Here is a 15,242-nt window from a genome sequence, read left to right as displayed (position 1 = left end):
GGCTCGGACGTGCAAGTGGACCAGGCCATCGCGATGTATCCGCGGCTGACCCGGTTCCTGCAGCAGGAGGTCGACGAGCCGGTCGAACTGCATGCTGCGCAAGAACGGCTGGCCTCACTGACGGCGGAGATCTAAGCCATGCCATCGCGCTCGGATCGACTGCAACCGGCCGTAGACCAGGCACAGCGCCGCCAGAAAGACGCATTGCAGCGCCTGGCCGATCATCAACAGAAACTCGCGCACGCCGAACAGCAACTGGAAGAACTGCAACGCTATCGGCGCGACTACAGCCTGGCCGACGGTGGCCTGACGGTAAGCGCGCTGCTCAACCGTCAACAATTCGTCGATCGCATCGACCAGGCGATCGTGCAGCAGGCCAAGCTGATCGAACGCCTGCAGCGCCAGCTCGAGGGCGCGCGCGAACGCTGGCTGCAGGCGCATGCGCGCGAGAACGCGCTCGAAAGCGTGGTCGATCGCCTGCGCAAACAGGAAAGCCAGCGCGAACAGCGGCTTGAACAGGCGGAAGTGGACGAGCGGATGCAGCATCGCAGCCATCGGCTGGGCGCGCCATGACACATTTCCCGTTGCTGGCTTGCTTCTTGCTGCCCATTACTTGGATCAACGTATTGAAGAGCATGCCCGCATGAGCGCCACGCCACTACCTTCTCTGCCGATTGCCTCCTCGACGCAGCATGTGGGCGCGCCGCGGCCGGCGAGCCAGCAGCACGGCGGCGCCAGCTTCAGCGCGCATCTGCAGTCGGCTCAGCAACAGCAAACGCCGCCGGCGGATCCGGCGCAGGGCGCCGCGCAAACCAGCGACGCAAGCCAGAACGACAACAACGCGCAAGCGGCGAACGCAAACCTTGCGGACAAGCCGGGCGCCGCCGATGCATCCAAGCAGGACGATGCCAACAACGGCAGCGATGTCGGCATCGATCTCACCGGCGGCGCCGGCACCCTGGCGCATGTCGTGCTGAACCTGATCGATCACGTGGTCGGCGATACGCACGGTGGCAACGCCGCGCATGCGGCGCCCGCCAAGCCCGCGCCGCAAGCCGGCGACAAGCCGGCAACCACCGCGCAACCGGATGCGCTGGCGGCCGCATTGATACCCACGCCGTTGGCGGTCGCCATGAGCGTGCCTGCGGGAACGGCCACAGGCAACGTTGGTGCGCCAAACCAGGGCATTGATGCACTGTCGCAAAAGGCATCCATCTTTGCGGACGCGAACGCCAGCGTCGCCACCGCTGGCGATGCCAGCCATGGCGCGGCGCCTACGGATGGGAGCGCACCTGCATCGGGCAACGGCGACAATCTGCAGACCTTCGCGGCAGGGCTGGCCGCGGTCGGCCATGCCGCCGCGCCGGCGACGAGCACCGACAGCACATCACAAAGCTCGCCCGATATTGCCGCGTTGGGCAGTCTTACCGCAGCGGTGTCAGCACCTCCGACGAGCGCACCCACAGGCACCACGCACAACCTCGCAATGAATGCACCGGTCGGTTCCTCCGGCTTCGCCAAGGAACTCGGCCAGCAGATCACCTGGCTCAGCGGCCAGGACGTGAAGCAGGCGCAGATACGCTTGAACCCGCAGGATCTCGGCCCGCTCGACGTGAAGGTGAGCGTGGAGCACGGCCGCGTGGATGTGAGTTTCATGACCCAGCATCCGGCCGCCACCGCCGCCGTGCAGCAGGGCCTGGACCAGCTCAACCAGATGCTCGGCGGGCAGGGCCTCTCGTTGGGACACGCGACGGTAGGCCAGCATGCGCAGCAGCAGTTTGCGCAACAAGGGCAGCATGCGCAGGCATCCAGCAACGCCAGTGACGAATCGGTCGCGGACACTCCGATCGCAGCAGCAACGCGCATAGCCGTAGGCCTGGTCGACGCGTTTGCCTGACGCGCACCGTAAACACCCGTAGGCGGGGCTGAGCCCCGGACTTGATCCGGGGCGAACCCCAGCATCGTAATCCGACATGGTTACGTTGGTTATTTTCGTCAGCTGACAAAATCACCACGCAGCGCACGCGCCTTCATTCCGACACGCGTCAATAAAACGCCACCCGCGTCGCCTCTTCTCGCCACAAACCGCGCCGTTATGCGCTTCCCCACCGTGGCACGCAGCTTGCTAAAAGTTCTGCAGCTAAGCCCGCTTTGCGAAAGGCGCGGCGCCACGTCTTGTTATGGAATGAGGTTGTTCATGGCTAACGCCGAGACTGTCGACGGAAACGAAGCTGCCGTACCGAAGAAAAAAGGCGGCGCCAAGATGTATGCGGGCATCATTGTGCTCGCCCTGCTGGGCGTGGGCGGTTATCTCTACAGCCGCGCACAGCATGCGCAGCCTACCGCTGCGGCCGGTGCGCCGAAGGCGCCGGAACTGTTCCTGCCGCTCGATCCGGCCTTCGTAGTGAACTTCCAGGACCAGGACGCCACGCGCTATCTGCAGGTGGGCGTGACCGTGATGACGCACGACCCGGCCGCGGTGCAGGCCATGAAAGAAAGCGATCCGGTGATCCGCAATGCGCTGGTGATGCTGTTCAGCAGCCAGACCTATGCGGGCCTCAGTGACATCGCCGGCAAGAAAAAGCTGCAGGCCGAAGCGCTGGATGCCGTGCGCAAGATCGTCGCCGACAAGACCGGCAAGCCGGACGTCGACGCGCTTTATTTCACCAGCTTCGTGATGCAGTGAGGGAGTAGAGCCTCGATAGGGTTTTGGCGTGGCCCGCGCCGGATCTGTTTGCTTGTCGGGCAAGGAGGAACGAAGGCGTGTATGTCGATGCACAACTGAGAGAGGACGCAGCCCGGCGAGCAAACAGCTCCGGCCCGGAGGGTTGTCACGGTGCGTCCACGAGCGGTGCGCGCGCGGCTTGGCTTGCCAGCCAGGCAAGCGCTGCGCCGTGCACTACCACCAGGCGGATGCACCGTGACAACGCGGGCTACGCCAAGACCCTATCGAGGCTCTTACGATGAGCGACCTTCTTTCACAGGAAGAAATCGACGCCCTGCTCAACGGTGTCGATGGCGGCCAGATCGAAACCGAAAGCGACTTGCCGCCACCGCCAGGCTCCGTGCTGGATTTCGATTTCACCCAGCAGGACCGCATCGTGCGCGGGCGCCTGCCCACGCTGGAAATGATCAACGATCGTTTCGCGCGCTTCTTCCGCACCGGTCTGTTCGGCGTGCTGCGCAAGACCTGCGAAGTGTCGGTATTGGGCGTGAAGATGCAGAAGTTCAGCGAATACGTGCACGGCCTGAACGTGCCGAGCAATCTCAACCTGATCAAGGTGAAGCCGCTGCGCGGCACCGCGCTGGCGGTGATGGAGCCGCGCCTGGTCTTTACCGTGATCGACAATTTCTTCGGCGGCGACGGGCGTTATCACGCGCGCATCGAAGGTCGCGATTTCACGCCCACCGAAAACCGCGTGATCCAGATCCTGCTGGTCGAAGTGTTCGCCGCGATGGTCGAAGCCTGGGCACCGGCGATGCAGGTGCAGTTCGAATTCATGAACTCGGAGATCAACCCGCAGTTCGCCAATATCGTCAGCCCTACCGAAACGGTGGTGGTCTCGCGCTTCCACGTCGAGCTCGACGGCGGCGGCGGCGAGGTGCATCTCACCCTGCCTTATTCAATGGTGGAGCCGATCCGCACCATGCTCGACGCCGGTGTGCAGAGCGACCGCATGGGCGAGCGCGACGAGCGTTGGATCAACTGCCTGCACGAAGAAGTGATGGACGCGGAAGTCGAGCTCAGTTCGCTGCTGCTGGAAACCGACATCAGCATCGGAGAGTTCCTCGGCCTGCGCGTAGGCGACGTGATTCCGATCAGCCTGCCTGGCATGACCACGGTATTCGCCGAAGACATACCGATTTTCCGCGGCGAGTATGGCCAGTCCAATGGCCGCTACGCGGTTCGCTACAAGCGCGCGGCCGGGCGCCGCGCACCTCTTTCCACGTTCGACTTTGCTCCGGAAAAAATCGCATGAGCCAGACCCTCGACCCCAATCACGGCGTCAACGGCGCACAGCCGCGCATGGAATTCGACGCCTTGAGCGCCGCCGGCGACAACGCGGCCGACGTCAGCCTGGACATGATCCTGGACGTGCCGGTGACGTTGGCGATGGAAGTGGGCCGCACGCGCATCAGCATTCGCAACCTGCTGCAACTCAACCAGGGCTCGGTGGTGGAGCTGGACCGCGCGGCCGGCGAACCGCTGGACGTGTTCGTCAACGGCACGCTGGTGGCGCACGGCGAAGTGGTGGTGATCAACGAGAAATTTGGCATCCGTCTCACCGACGTGATCAGTCCGGCCGAACGGGTGCGCAAGCTGAGATGAGCATCGTGATGACCGTATTGGCGCGCGCGCCGGCGGCGAGCGTGTCCGATATCAATGTGACCGGCGAATTGATCCGCGTGGTGTTGAGCCTGGGCGCGATCGTGGCGTTGATCTTCGCCGCTGGCTGGCTGACACGGCGCCTGCAGTCGCGCCAGTTCGTGGGCGGACGCCGTTTGCGTTGCGTGGAAAGCATGTCGATCAGCGCACGCGAGCGCGTGTTGCTGATCGAGGCCGATGGCAAGCGTTTGCTGGTGGGCGTGGGCGCCGGTGGCGTGCGCGCGTTGCATGTGTATGACGGTACGGTGCCGGTGGAAACAGCGCCCGCGCCGGTGCCGATGCCGCCTTTTGCGGAGTTGTTGAGCCGGCTGGGGCGCAAGTGATGGAAAACTTTTCCCCAGAAACAGCTAAGTGGTTCCCTCCCCTGCGTGCAGGGGAGGGGCAGGGTGGGGTTGCACTAGCTTCCCGCGCCGTTGAGGTTTGCTGCGAGGTTGGCTTCACCCCACCCCAACCCTCCCCTGCTGCACGCAGGGGAGGGAGCAGATTTCGGCAGTGCGTGGCTTATCTCGTGCTGTTGCTGCTGTTCGCCATGGCTCCGTTCGCGCACGCGGCAACGACAGCCAGCACGTCGACAGCCATTGCGCCCATCGCACCCATCGCCCCGATCTCGCAACAAGCCGGCATCCCCGTCCTGACCGTGCAGAATGCGGGCAGCGGCCAGAACTGGAGCGTGTCGCTGCAGGTGGTCGCGCTGATGACGGTGCTGACGCTGCTGCCGGCGGTGTTGCTGATGATGACCTCGTTCACGCGCATCATCATCGTGCTCAGCTTTCTGCGCCAGGCGTTGGCCACGCAGTCCACGCCGCCCAACCAAGTGCTGCTGGGCCTGGCCTTGTTCCTGACTCTGTTCGTGATGTCGCCGGTGCTCAACCGCGCCTACGAAGATGGGGTAAAGCCATACATGGATCACCAGATCAGCGCGGAAGCCGCTATTCCCGCTGCCGCCGCACCGTTCAAGCATTTCATGCTGAACCAGACGCGCGATGCGGATCTGCAACTGTTCACGCATCTGGCGAAAGAACAGCCCTATGCCAGCAAGGACGACGTGCCGTTCCGTGTGGCGATGCCCGCATTCATCACCAGTGAATTGAAGACCGCGTTCCAGATGGGCTTTCTGTTGTTCATCCCGTTCCTGGTGATCGACCTGGTGGTGGCGAGCGTATTGATGTCGATGGGTATGGCGATGGTGTCGCCGTCGATCATCTCGCTGCCGTTCAAGATCATGTTGTTCGTGATGGTGGATGGATGGGCGTTGTTGGTGGGTACCTTGGCGGGGAGCTTCTACACATGAGTGCGCGCACATGACGCCTGAATGGGTGATCCACTTCGGCCAGCATGCCCTCTACATCGGCATGCTCGTCGCCGCGCCGCTGCTGCTCGCCGCATTGCTGGTGGGCCTGCTGATCGGCATTCTGCAGGCCGCCACGCAGATCCATGAAATGACACTCAGCTTCATTCCCAAGCTGCTGGCGATGGCGGCGGTAGTATTGCTGGCGGGACCGTGGATGCTGCACACGCTGGTGCAATTTACGCACGACATCATTGTGGGATTGCCGGAAGCGATCAAGTGACGATCGAGTTGGCCGCGTTGATCCACTGGCTGTCCGGCATGTTCTGGGCGTTGGGTCGCGTGGGCGGCTTCTGCATGGCGGCGCCGATCTTCAACGCCACCGTGGTGCCGGCGCGCATTCGCGGCGCACTGATCGTGGTGCTGACGATGGTGCTGTCGCCACTTGCACCGACGCAGATGGATCTGTTCAGCGCTGCCGGCGTGGCGACCATGGTTACGCAGATGTTGATCGGCGCGAGCATTGGCTTTGTGCTGCAACTGGTTTTCCAGGCGGTGTCCTACGGCGGCATCCTGGTCGGCCAAAGCATGGGCTTAGGGTTTGCCGAAATGATCAGCCCCACCAGCAACACCAGCGTGCCGGTGCTGGGGCAGTTCTACATGGTGATGGTGAGCCTGCTGTTTCTGGCGATGGACGGCCATCTGCAAGTGATCCAGCTGCTGGCGGACAGCCTGCGCAGCATGCCGCCAGGCGTTACCGGCGTGGATGGCAAATCGCTGTGGGCGATCGTGATGGCCGGTGGCGATCTGTTCGCCGGCGCGCTGCGCGTGGCCTTGCCGGCGATGACGGCGCTGTTGCTGGTGAATATCGGCTTTGCGGCGACCAGCCGTGCGTCGCCGGCGATGAATCTGTTTGCGGTGGGTTTTCCGATCAGCATCTGCATGGGCTTTATCGCGTTGTGGCTGGCGCTGCGCGGATTGGCAGGCGCGTATTCGGCGCTGCAGGCGGCGGGCTGGCAGTTGATGCGCGGTTTGGTGGGGCTGTGATGATGAATTCTTTCGTCTTCTTCCCGGCGCTCGCGTTTGTGCAAATGCGCAGCGTTGTATGGAGAAATCATCGGCTTGCCGGATCTGGTCCCTCCCCTACGTGCAGTAGGGAAGGGTTGGGGTGGGGTGAAGCGAATCTCGCCTTGAGCTCAAGTTGTGCCGCAAGTGCATGCAACCCCACCCCAGCCCTCCCCTGCAAGCAGGGGAGGGGGCAGTCTACGGCGAGGTTGTAAACCATGGCCGAGACGGAAAACGAAGACCGCACCGAACGAGCGTCGGAAAAACGCCTCCAGGAAGCGCGCGAGAAAGGCGAAGTTCCGCGATCGCGCGATCTGTCCGGCGCGATGGTGGTGCTGGCCGGCGCCAGCATCCTGCTTTCCTACAGTTCCAGCATGTATGTGCACATGCGGCACGTGTATGCCTTAGGGCTGGGTTATTCGCGCGATGCCTTGTTCAGCGACGAGCTGATGTCGCGCGTGCTGCATGCGGCGCTGGGCGACATGCTGGCGCTGCTGCTGCCGGTGTTCGCCGCGACCATGCTGGCGGCGGTGGGCTCCACCGTCTTGATCGGTGGCTTCAATTTCAGTTCGCAAGCGCTGACGCCGAATTTTGCACGGCTCGATCCGATCTCCGGCCTTGGCCGCCTGGTATCGCTCAACGGGCTGATCGAATTGGCCAAGTCATTGCTGAAAGTGGCCGTGATCGGCATTGCTTTGGTTTTATTGCTGCGTCACGACGAAGCTGCGGTGATGGCGACCGGGCGCGAAGCGATCGGCGCCGGTGTCGGCCGGGCGTTGTCGCTGGTGGCGCATGCAGCGTTGTTGTTTGCGGTGATACTGGGCGTGATCGGTGCGCTCGACGCGATGTGGCAACGTTTCGATTACGCGCGCAAGCATCGCATGTCCAAGCAGGAGCAGAAGGACGAACACCGCGAAAGCGAAGGCGACCCGCACCTGAAAGGCCGCATCCGCCAGATGCAGCACCAGATGGCGCGCCGGCGCATGATCCAGGACGTGCCCAAGGCCGACGTAGTGGTGGTCAACCCCACGCACTTCGCGGTGGCGCTGCGTTACGACGATGCGCGCATGCGTGCGCCGCGTGTCGTGGCCAAGGGTCTGGACGTGCTCGCCATGCAGATCCGCATGGTCGCCGACGCGCATCGCATTCCGCTGGTGGAGGCGCCGCCGCTGGCGCGCGCGCTGTACGCCACCACCGAGATCGGGCACGAGATTCCGTCGGCGCTTTATGTCGCGGTCGCGCAGATTCTCGCCTACGTCTACCAGCTCAAGCAGGCCGTTGAACGTGGCGGCGCCATGCCCGATGCGCCGCAGCCGGATATCGATCCGGAGCTGCAGGGCCGCTACCGGCCGTAGGGATGCTCTGATCTATTCCACGTACCCGTCACCGCCCTGTATGCGCGCCTCGCTGTGCTCCAGCGGCGAAGGCAGACTGGCGCATCGTCGAGACGCTGGGGTGCAGCGAGGCGCGCATACAGGGCGGCCCCAACCGATTGAATTTACATGAGGGGTGACGTCCAGAAGGCCCGCAGGCTGCGCCGCGCGGCTTGAACAGACGGCCAGTCTGCCCTGCGCCACGCAACACACCCTGCGGGCCTTCTGGACGTCATGCCGGGTGCGTGGAATAAATCAGAGCATCCCCAAGGCACGAAACCTGCAATGAACGTCATGACCGTGGCGGCGCGTCGGTTTTCCAACGCGCGGGCCGGGATGACCATCCCAGCATTTCGCCGCCAACCGTAAACCGACAAGGCCCATGCATGGCAACCGCTAACGTTCTGGACACCTTCAAGCAGGCCAGCCGCCGCGGCGCGGGTGCGCCGATCGTGATGCTCGCCATGCTGGCGATGCTGATGTTGCCGTTGCCGCCGTTCGTGCTGGACATCCTCTTCAGCTTCAACATAGCGCTGTCGCTGGTGATCCTGCTGGCAGTGGTGTACGTGATGCGGCCGCTGGAATTCGCGGCGTTCCCGACGGTAGTGCTGCTGGGTACCTTGCTGCGGCTGGCGCTCAATATCGCGTCCAGCCGCGTGATCCTGCTGCACGGCCACGACGGCGCGGGTGCGGCGGGCAAGGTGATCGAGGCGTTCGGCGAATTCGTCATCGGCGGCAATTTCGCGGTCGGCCTGGTGGTGTTCGCGATCCTCACCATCATCAACTTCGTGGTGGTGACCAAGGGCGCCACGCGCGTGTCGGAAGTGACCGCGCGCTTCACCCTGGATTCGATGCCCGGCAAGCAGATGGCCATCGACGCCGATCTCAACGCCGGCCTGCTGACGCAGGAGCAGGCGCGCGAGCGTCGCCAGGAAGTGCGCGAGGAAGCGGATTTCTATGGCTCGATGGACGGTGCCTCGAAGTTCGTGCGCGGCGACGCCACCGCCGGCATCCTGATTCTTTTCATCAACATCGTCGGCGGCTTCTTCGTCGGCATGCTGCAGCATGGCCTGGGCGCCGGTGAAGCGGCGCGCACCTATACGCTGCTGACCATCGGCGACGGCCTGGTGGCGCAGGTGCCGGCGCTGATGCTGTCGATCGCCACCGCGGTGATCGTCACGCGCGTGTCCAAGTCGCAGGACATGGGCAAGCAAGTGGTCGGGCAGGTGTTCGCGCAGCCGCGCGCGCTGGCGGTGGCCGGCGTGGTGCTGGCGGTGATGGGTTTGATCCCCGGCATGCCGAACATCGCCTTCCTGCTGCTCGGCGCGGTGTGCGGCGGCGCGGCGTGGCTGATGGTCAAGCGCGAACGCGAAGCCAAGGAACGCCTGGCCCAGGCCGCGACCGACGCCTTGCCCGCACCCGCGTCGACGGAGCGGCTGGAACTCGGTTGGGAAGACGTCGCCAGCGTCGATCCGGTCGGCCTGGAAGTGGGCTACCGGTTGATTCCGCTGGTCGACAAGAACCAGGGCGGCGAGCTGATGTCGCGCATCAAGTCGGTGCGCCGCAAGCTGTCGCAGGAGCTCGGGTTTCTCGTCGCGGCGGTGCATATTCGCGACAATCTGGATCTTGGGCCCAACACTTACCGCATCTCGCTGATGGGCGTACCGATGGGCGAGGCGGAGGTGTATACCGAGCGCCATCTGGCCATCAATCCCGGCCGTGTGCACGGCACCTTGCATGGCGTGGCCACGCGCGATCCGGCGTTCGGGCTCGAAGCGGTGTGGATCGAGAACAACCAGCGCGACCACGCCCAGGCTTTGGGCTACACGGTGGTCGATCCGGCCACGGTGGTGGCCACGCATCTGTCGCATATCCTGCAGAACCACGCGCACGAATTGCTTGGCCACCAGGACGCGCAGCAGCTTCTGGACCGCCTGGCGCAGACCACGCCCAAGCTGGTGGAAGACCTGGTGCCCAAGCGCCTGTCGCTGGGCGTGGTGGTGAAGGTGCTGCAGAACCTGCTGGCCGAGCGCGTGCCGATCCGCAATATGCGCACGATTGTCGAGTCTTTGGCGGAACACGCCGGCCAGAGTCAGGATCCTGGCGCCCTGACCGCCTATGTGCGTGTCGCACTTGGCCGTCAAATTGTGCAGGAGATCGCAGGTTTGGGTACCGAAATCCCGGTCCTGACGCTTGCTCCGGAGTTGGAACAGATTTTGCTCGGATCCCTCTCGAGCAGCGGTGCCGCCGGCGCGGCCGTGGAACCGGGGCTCGCCGACCGCCTGCAGCAGAGCGTCGCCGAAGCGGCGCGGCGGCAGGAGGCCAGCGGCGAACCGGCGGTGATGCTGGTGCAACCGCAACTGCGTCCGTGGCTTTCGCGCTTTACGCGCCACGTGGCCCAGAACCTGCATGTGCTGGCCTACAACGAAGTACCGGACAACCGTCGTGTGCGCTTAGTGCAGGCGATTGGCCGTTGAGAGATGCGGAGAGGGTGAGATGGTGGCGATGAAATCGAATTTGGGGATGTTGCGTTCTTGCGATTACGCACGTTCTTCCATGGCCGTCATTCCCGCGAAAGCGGGCATCCACATTGACTTTTTGCATCAGAGCAAAATGGGTTCCCGCTTTCGCGGGAATGACGGCCATGAGGGTTGGTTGCAGCGCACCGCAAGGAGCGCCGCGTGAAAATCAAACGCTTCCTCGCCCCCGATATGCGCCAGGCCATGCGCGACGTGCGCACCGAGCAAGGCGCCGACGCCGTGATCCTCTCCACGCGTCGCCTGGAAGAAGGCATCGAAATCATCGCCGCCGTCGACTATGACGAAGCGCTGATGCGCGAAGCTGCACGCGTCAACACGCCAGCGCCGGCCGTCAGCAAACCGCCGGCGAAGGAAGCCGCAAAGGAAACACCCAAAGAGCCGCCCAAGGAGACGGCACGGGAGCTGCTGAAAGAGCGCGCCAAGGAAGCGATCAAGGAAGCGGCCAAAGTGCCGCCGAAAGAAATGCGCGCCGCCACGCCGCCGCCACCACCGCCGTTGCCGCTGCCAGCCAGTGAGATCGCTGCGCTGCAGCCGATGATCGAGCAGCATGCGCTGGAAACCGCGCGCATGCGCACCGAGCTCGGCGGTCTGCGCCAATTGCTCGAACAACAGCTTTCCAGCCTTGCATGGAACGACATGGAGCGCCGCAGCCCGATGCGCGCCCGCGTACTGCGCGACATGTCGCGTCTTGGCATCGATACCGATGTCGCGCGCAGGCTGATCGACGAACTGCCTGAGGACATCAACGCTGACCAGGCGCGCTACCTGCCGCTGGGCCTGCTCAGCCGCAGCCTGAAAGTGAGCGGCCGCGGCCTGGCCGATGTGTGCGGCGTGACCGCGCTGGTCGGCCCCACCGGCGTGGGCAAGACCACCACCATCGCCAAGCTCGCCGCGTGCGCGGTGATGCATCACGGCCCGACCAAGGTCGCGCTGGTCAGCACCGATCACTACCGCATCGGCGCCGCCGCGCAGCTCGAGCACTACGGCCGCCTGCTCGGCGTGCGCGTGTATCCGGCCTACGACGCGATCGGCCTGGCACAGACGCTGCACCTGCTGCGCGATCACCACACCGTGCTGGTCGATACGGCCGGCGTATCCGGCAGCGATCCGCGCCTGCAACAGCAGATGGAAGTGCTGCGCGAAGCCAGCGTGCATGGTGCCACGCAATTGCGCGCCTGCCTGGTGTTGGCCGCGAATGCGCAGGCGCCGGCACTGGATGAATCGGTGCGCGCGTACCTGCCGATCAAGCCCAGCGCATGCATCGCCACCAAGCTGGACGAAGCGCCGAGCCTGGGCGGCCTGCTTTCCGTATTGATCCGCCACGGCATTCCGCTGGACTGCACCACCGACGGCCAGCGCGTGCCCGAAGACATCAGCGCGGCCGACGCGCGCGTGCTGGTATGCCGCGCCGCGCAGCAGCAGCGCCGGCTGGGCATCAACGGGGATGAATTGGATATGGCCGAACGTTTCGGCATGGCGGTGGCAGGACTATGAAGGAGGCACTTCACGTGAACCAGGCCGCCGGCTTGCATAACCTGTTCTCGCCAGCGCGCCCGCTGCGGGAAGAGCGCGACGTGTTCCACCAGGCCGCGGCGCTGCGGCCGATCCTGCCGCGCTCGCGCATCACGCGCACCATCGCGGTGGCGGGCGGCAAGGGCGGCGTCGGCAAGACCACCGTGGCGGTGAACTTGGCGATGGCGATGGCGATGGCCGGCCGCGACGTGATGCTGCTGGACGCCGACATGGGCGTGGCCAATGTAGACGTGCAGCTCGGCCTCAATCCGATGCGCCATATGGGGCATCTGCTGGAAGGCCTGTGCACGCTGCAGGATCTGGTGATTCCGGCTCAGCACGGCCTGAAGGTGATACCGGGCGGCTCGGGCGTGCGCCGCCTGGCCAAGATGGGCAACGGCGAGCATGCCGCGGTGATCCGCGCGTTCGACGATTTGATCCAGCCGCCGGAATTCCTGGTGGTCGACACCGCCGCCGGCGTGGCCGACAACGTGGCGATGTTCGCCGCCGCCTCCGACGACGTGCTGATCGTGGTGTGCGACGAGCTGGCCTCGCTCACCGATGCGTATGCGCTGATCAAGATTCTCGCCCACGACTTCGGCGTGCGGCGCTTCCACATCGTCGCCAACATGGTGCGCCAGGCGGGCGATGCGAAAAAACTCTACGAAAAACTCGCGCGTGTGTGCGGGCGCTTCCTTGACGTGGCGCTCGACTACATGGGCATGGTGCCGCACGACGAATGGCTGCGGCAGGCGATCAGGCGCCAGGGCGCGGTGGTCGACCTGTGGCCATCCAGCCGCGCGGCGATGGGATTCAAGCAATTGGCAGGTGCGGTCGATACATGGGGTAAACCCGCAAACCCGGACCTGGGGCGAATTGCCTTTTTCAGCGGCCAAAGTGTGCCGGCTGCGGGGTGGTGACATGAACGTGGCTTCGGAATATCTGCAGCTGCAACGCGAGGATGCCGATCAACTGGTGCGCAAGCATGCGCCGCTCGTGCGGCGTATCGCCTATCACCTGATGGGTCGATTGCCGCCGAGCGTTGACGTGGGAGACCTGATGCAGGCGGGGATGATCGGCTTGCTGGAGGCGGCGCGAAATTTCACGACCGATCGCGCGGCCAGCTTCGAGACGTATGCGGGCATCCGCATACGTGGCGCGATGCTGGACGAGCTTCGGCGCACCGACTGGACCCCGCGTTCCGTGCATCGCAAGGTCCGCGAAGTGGCCGAGGTGGTGCGGCAGATCGAAAACGAAACCGGCGCGGATGCGGATACCGCCGAGGTGATGAAACGGCTTGGCATGAGCGCCGAGGAGTACCACCAGGTGTTGTCCGACGCGACCAGCGCGCGCTTGCTCAGCCTGACTGCGCCCGATGACGGCGAAGGCGGCGAAAGCGGCGCGCTGGACGTGGTCGACCACGACAGCCTGGGGCCGCAGGACAGCTTCGAGCAGGATGGCTTGCGCGAAGCGTTGGCCGAGGCGATCGGCACGCTGCCCAAGCGCGAACAACTGGTGATGTCCCTGTACTACGAGCAGGAACTGAACCTCAAAGAAATCGGGCTGGTGCTCGGCGTGACCGAATCGCGCGTGTGCCAGATCCATGGCCAGGCACTGGTGCGGCTGCGTGCGCGCATGGGCGACTGGCGCGGTTAGCGACAACGAACGAAGGAAGGAGTAGGCGACGAGTTTTTACGACGGCACTTCCAACACTGCGCACCGCCGCGTGCGGCCTTCTCTTCGGAAGAAGGCTTCGCCGGCGATCGAGGTTCGGCGGCGCTTCCTGGTTTGGCCGACCTGCGCCGGCGAAACCTTCTTCCCAAGCAAGAAGCCACACCGACGGTTCGCAGCCCACTCGTTTTTCCTCACTCCCCTCGTTTTCAAGCCTCTGGAGAAGGTGTTTGGACAAGAACATGAAAATCCTGGTGGTAGACGACTTCTCCACCATGCGGCGAATCGTTCGCAACCTGCTGGTCGAACTGGGTTTCAGCAACCCGATGATCCAGGAGGCCGACGATGGCCATAACGCCTTGGCGATGTTGAAGGCCAACCCCTTCGACATGGTCGTCACCGACTGGAACATGCCGAACATGACCGGCATCGAGCTGCTGCAGGCGATCCGCGCCGAGCCCAAGCTCAAAGGCCTGCCGGTGCTGATGGTGACAGCCGAAAACAATCGCGAGCAGATCATCGCTGCCGCCCAGGCCGGCGTGAACGGCTACATCGTCAAGCCTTTTACCGCCAACACGCTCAAAGAAAAGCTGGACAAGATCTTCGAGCGCCTGGCCGCCAGTGGAGCATCCGCATGAATGCCATGACCGTCCCCGTCAACGAGAGCCTGCCGCCGGAAGTACTGGAGCTGCTCAACAGCAAAGACGGCACCGCCTTCGAACAGGCGCTCGATACGATGGTGCGCCAGCGCGAGCAGCATCTGTTCCGCGCGCTCGGCGTGCTCGCGCGCGACCTGCACGGCGCCGTCTCGCGCCTGGGCAGCGATCTGGCCAACGAAGGCGTGCCCGACAGCATGGTCGATGCGCGCAATCACCTGGCCGAAGTGCTGGACATGAGTTCCAAGGCCGCGCATCGCAGCCTGGACTTCGTCGATCGCATCCGTCCCGAAGCCGAGGCGCTGTCCAACAACGCCAACGCGGTGCTGGATTTCAACAGCAGCGACACCGATCCCGCCGCCGTGCTGGCGCGCCAGGCGCAGGTGTTCGCCAGCGCATGCTGCGAAGGCCTCAACGACATGGTGCTGGTGCAGTCCTGGCAGGACCTGGCCGGCCAGCGCGTGAAGAAAGTGGTGAGCTTCATCGAGAGCGTCGAATCGTCGCTGCTGGAACTGGTGCGTTTGACCGGTGCATTGGCCGGCCGCGAGGCGCCGGTGGAAGTGGCGAAGGTCAACAGCCAGGACGAAGTGGATCGGTTGCTGAGCGAGTTTGGCTTCTGAGGATGTTGTGGATGCTTGCGTCATCTTTCCGAGCCGTCATTCCCGCCACAACGCGACACCACCAGTTCTCGGTTGAAAAGAGCCACATGGCTTCCCCCAATAGCGGGGCTGGCGGCCACGCTAGCGGGAG

General features: G+C 64.3%; 18 protein-coding genes. All 18 read left to right on the top strand.

The annotated features are described in order from the left end of the window. Nucleotides 1-9: 9 nt before the first annotated feature. The 18 genes from ACTHNE_RS11555 to ACTHNE_RS11470 all read left to right on the top strand — a co-directional run bounded on the left by ACTHNE_RS11555 (nt 10) and on the right by ACTHNE_RS11470 (nt 15,112). Nucleotides 10-135 (top strand): hypothetical protein, encoded by a 126-nt coding sequence (locus ACTHNE_RS11555; protein ID WP_440269323.1) that lies wholly within the window; start codon nt 10-12, stop codon nt 133-135. A gap of 3 nt (nt 136-138) precedes the next feature. After that, nucleotides 139-573, top strand: coding sequence for a flagellar export protein FliJ (fliJ, locus tag ACTHNE_RS11550; RefSeq protein ID WP_440269321.1), 435 nt, complete (start codon nt 139-141; stop codon nt 571-573). Nucleotides 574-643: 70 nt separating this feature from the next. Continuing rightward, complete coding sequence (locus ACTHNE_RS11545; RefSeq protein WP_324938002.1) at nt 644-1,897, top strand: flagellar hook-length control protein FliK; 1,254 nt, start codon at nt 644-646, stop codon at nt 1,895-1,897. A 300-nt stretch (nt 1,898-2,197) separates the two neighbouring features. Next, nucleotides 2,198-2,686: a flagellar basal body-associated FliL family protein gene (locus ACTHNE_RS11540; RefSeq protein WP_440269320.1), complete on the top strand. Its 489-nt coding sequence runs from the start codon at nt 2,198-2,200 to the stop codon at nt 2,684-2,686. Nucleotides 2,687-2,963: 277 nt separating this feature from the next. After that, nucleotides 2,964-3,980: a flagellar motor switch protein FliM gene (gene fliM / locus ACTHNE_RS11535; RefSeq protein WP_440269319.1), complete on the top strand. Its 1,017-nt coding sequence runs from the start codon at nt 2,964-2,966 to the stop codon at nt 3,978-3,980. A 47-nt stretch (nt 3,981-4,027) separates the two neighbouring features. Beyond that, nucleotides 4,028-4,330 (top strand): flagellar motor switch protein FliN, encoded by a 303-nt coding sequence (fliN, locus tag ACTHNE_RS11530; RefSeq protein WP_324940707.1) that lies wholly within the window; start codon nt 4,028-4,030, stop codon nt 4,328-4,330. Further along, nucleotides 4,327-4,710: a flagellar biosynthetic protein FliO gene (gene fliO / locus ACTHNE_RS11525; protein ID WP_440269318.1), complete on the top strand. Its 384-nt coding sequence runs from the start codon at nt 4,327-4,329 to the stop codon at nt 4,708-4,710. The genes fliN and fliO overlap by 4 nt, the downstream gene beginning before the upstream one ends. Nucleotides 4,711-4,916: 206 nt before the next feature. Further along, entirely contained in the window at nt 4,917-5,678 is a 762-nt protein-coding gene (gene fliP, locus ACTHNE_RS11520) for a flagellar type III secretion system pore protein FliP (RefSeq protein WP_440269322.1), read from the top strand. 10 nt (nt 5,679-5,688) lie between these two features. Beyond that, on the top strand, nt 5,689-5,958 hold the full coding sequence (gene fliQ / locus ACTHNE_RS11515; RefSeq protein WP_324940696.1) for a flagellar biosynthesis protein FliQ: 270 nt from the start codon (nt 5,689-5,691) through the stop codon (nt 5,956-5,958). Further along, nucleotides 5,955-6,722, top strand: a complete 768-nt coding sequence (gene fliR / locus ACTHNE_RS11510; protein ID WP_324940693.1) for a flagellar biosynthetic protein FliR — start codon at nt 5,955-5,957, stop codon at nt 6,720-6,722. Before fliQ ends, fliR begins: the two co-directional genes overlap by 4 nt. A gap of 236 nt (nt 6,723-6,958) precedes the next feature. After that, on the top strand, nt 6,959-8,095 hold the full coding sequence (gene flhB, locus ACTHNE_RS11505; RefSeq protein WP_324940690.1) for a flagellar biosynthesis protein FlhB: 1,137 nt from the start codon (nt 6,959-6,961) through the stop codon (nt 8,093-8,095). Nucleotides 8,096-8,499: 404 nt separating this feature from the next. Next, nucleotides 8,500-10,590, top strand: coding sequence for a flagellar biosynthesis protein FlhA (flhA, locus tag ACTHNE_RS11500; protein WP_324940687.1), 2,091 nt, complete (start codon nt 8,500-8,502; stop codon nt 10,588-10,590). Between the two features lie 19 nt (nt 10,591-10,609). Further along, nucleotides 10,610-10,798, top strand: coding sequence for a hypothetical protein (locus tag ACTHNE_RS11495; protein ID WP_440269317.1), 189 nt, complete (start codon nt 10,610-10,612; stop codon nt 10,796-10,798). After that, entirely contained in the window at nt 10,795-12,147 is a 1,353-nt protein-coding gene (gene flhF, locus ACTHNE_RS11490; protein WP_440269316.1) for a flagellar biosynthesis protein FlhF, read from the top strand. Before ACTHNE_RS11495 ends, flhF begins: the two co-directional genes overlap by 4 nt. A gap of 14 nt (nt 12,148-12,161) precedes the next feature. Continuing rightward, nucleotides 12,162-13,085 (top strand): MinD/ParA family ATP-binding protein, encoded by a 924-nt coding sequence (locus ACTHNE_RS11485; protein WP_440269315.1) that lies wholly within the window; start codon nt 12,162-12,164, stop codon nt 13,083-13,085. A gap of 1 nt (nt 13,086) precedes the next feature. Further along, nucleotides 13,087-13,821, top strand: coding sequence for an RNA polymerase sigma factor FliA (locus ACTHNE_RS11480; RefSeq protein ID WP_324940679.1), 735 nt, complete (start codon nt 13,087-13,089; stop codon nt 13,819-13,821). A 245-nt stretch (nt 13,822-14,066) separates the two neighbouring features. Then, nucleotides 14,067-14,474 carry a chemotaxis response regulator CheY gene (gene cheY, locus ACTHNE_RS11475; protein WP_324940677.1) on the top strand — a complete coding sequence of 136 codons (408 nt, stop codon included), beginning with the start codon at nt 14,067-14,069 and terminating at the stop codon, nt 14,472-14,474. Then, nucleotides 14,471-15,112, top strand: coding sequence for a protein phosphatase CheZ (locus ACTHNE_RS11470; protein ID WP_324940674.1), 642 nt, complete (start codon nt 14,471-14,473; stop codon nt 15,110-15,112). The genes cheY and ACTHNE_RS11470 overlap by 4 nt, the downstream gene beginning before the upstream one ends. Nucleotides 15,113-15,242: the final 130 nt, after the last annotated feature.

Origin of the sequence: Dyella sp. (genome assembly GCF_051954575.1) — a bacterium.
Classification (GTDB): Bacteria; Pseudomonadota; Gammaproteobacteria; order Xanthomonadales; family Rhodanobacteraceae; genus Dyella_B.
The sequence above is the reverse complement of the archived record's forward strand: the minus strand, read 5'-3'. Positions and strand labels throughout refer to the sequence as shown.

What these genes read in the sequence shown, in the direction of transcription:
- fliJ (WP_440269321.1), top strand. Translation starts at nt 139, where the DNA reads ATGCCATCGCGCTCGGATCGACTGCAACCGGCCGTAGACCAGGCACAG.
- ACTHNE_RS11545 (WP_324938002.1), top strand. Translation starts at nt 644, where the DNA reads ATGAGCGCCACGCCACTACCTTCTCTGCCGATTGCCTCCTCGACGCAG.
- ACTHNE_RS11540 (WP_440269320.1), top strand. Translation starts at nt 2,198, where the DNA reads ATGGCTAACGCCGAGACTGTCGACGGAAACGAAGCTGCCGTACCGAAG.
- fliM (WP_440269319.1), top strand. Translation starts at nt 2,964, where the DNA reads ATGAGCGACCTTCTTTCACAGGAAGAAATCGACGCCCTGCTCAACGGT.
- fliN (WP_324940707.1), top strand. Translation starts at nt 4,028, where the DNA reads ATGGAATTCGACGCCTTGAGCGCCGCCGGCGACAACGCGGCCGACGTC.
- fliO (WP_440269318.1), top strand. Translation starts at nt 4,327, where the DNA reads ATGAGCATCGTGATGACCGTATTGGCGCGCGCGCCGGCGGCGAGCGTG.
- fliP (WP_440269322.1), top strand. Translation starts at nt 4,917, where the DNA reads ATGGCTCCGTTCGCGCACGCGGCAACGACAGCCAGCACGTCGACAGCC.
- fliQ (WP_324940696.1), top strand. Translation starts at nt 5,689, where the DNA reads ATGACGCCTGAATGGGTGATCCACTTCGGCCAGCATGCCCTCTACATC.
- flhB (WP_324940690.1), top strand. Translation starts at nt 6,959, where the DNA reads ATGGCCGAGACGGAAAACGAAGACCGCACCGAACGAGCGTCGGAAAAA.
- flhA (WP_324940687.1), top strand. Translation starts at nt 8,500, where the DNA reads ATGGCAACCGCTAACGTTCTGGACACCTTCAAGCAGGCCAGCCGCCGC.
- ACTHNE_RS11495 (WP_440269317.1), top strand. Translation starts at nt 10,610, where the DNA reads ATGGTGGCGATGAAATCGAATTTGGGGATGTTGCGTTCTTGCGATTAC.
- ACTHNE_RS11480 (WP_324940679.1), top strand. Translation starts at nt 13,087, where the DNA reads ATGAACGTGGCTTCGGAATATCTGCAGCTGCAACGCGAGGATGCCGAT.
- ACTHNE_RS11470 (WP_324940674.1), top strand. Translation starts at nt 14,471, where the DNA reads ATGAATGCCATGACCGTCCCCGTCAACGAGAGCCTGCCGCCGGAAGTA.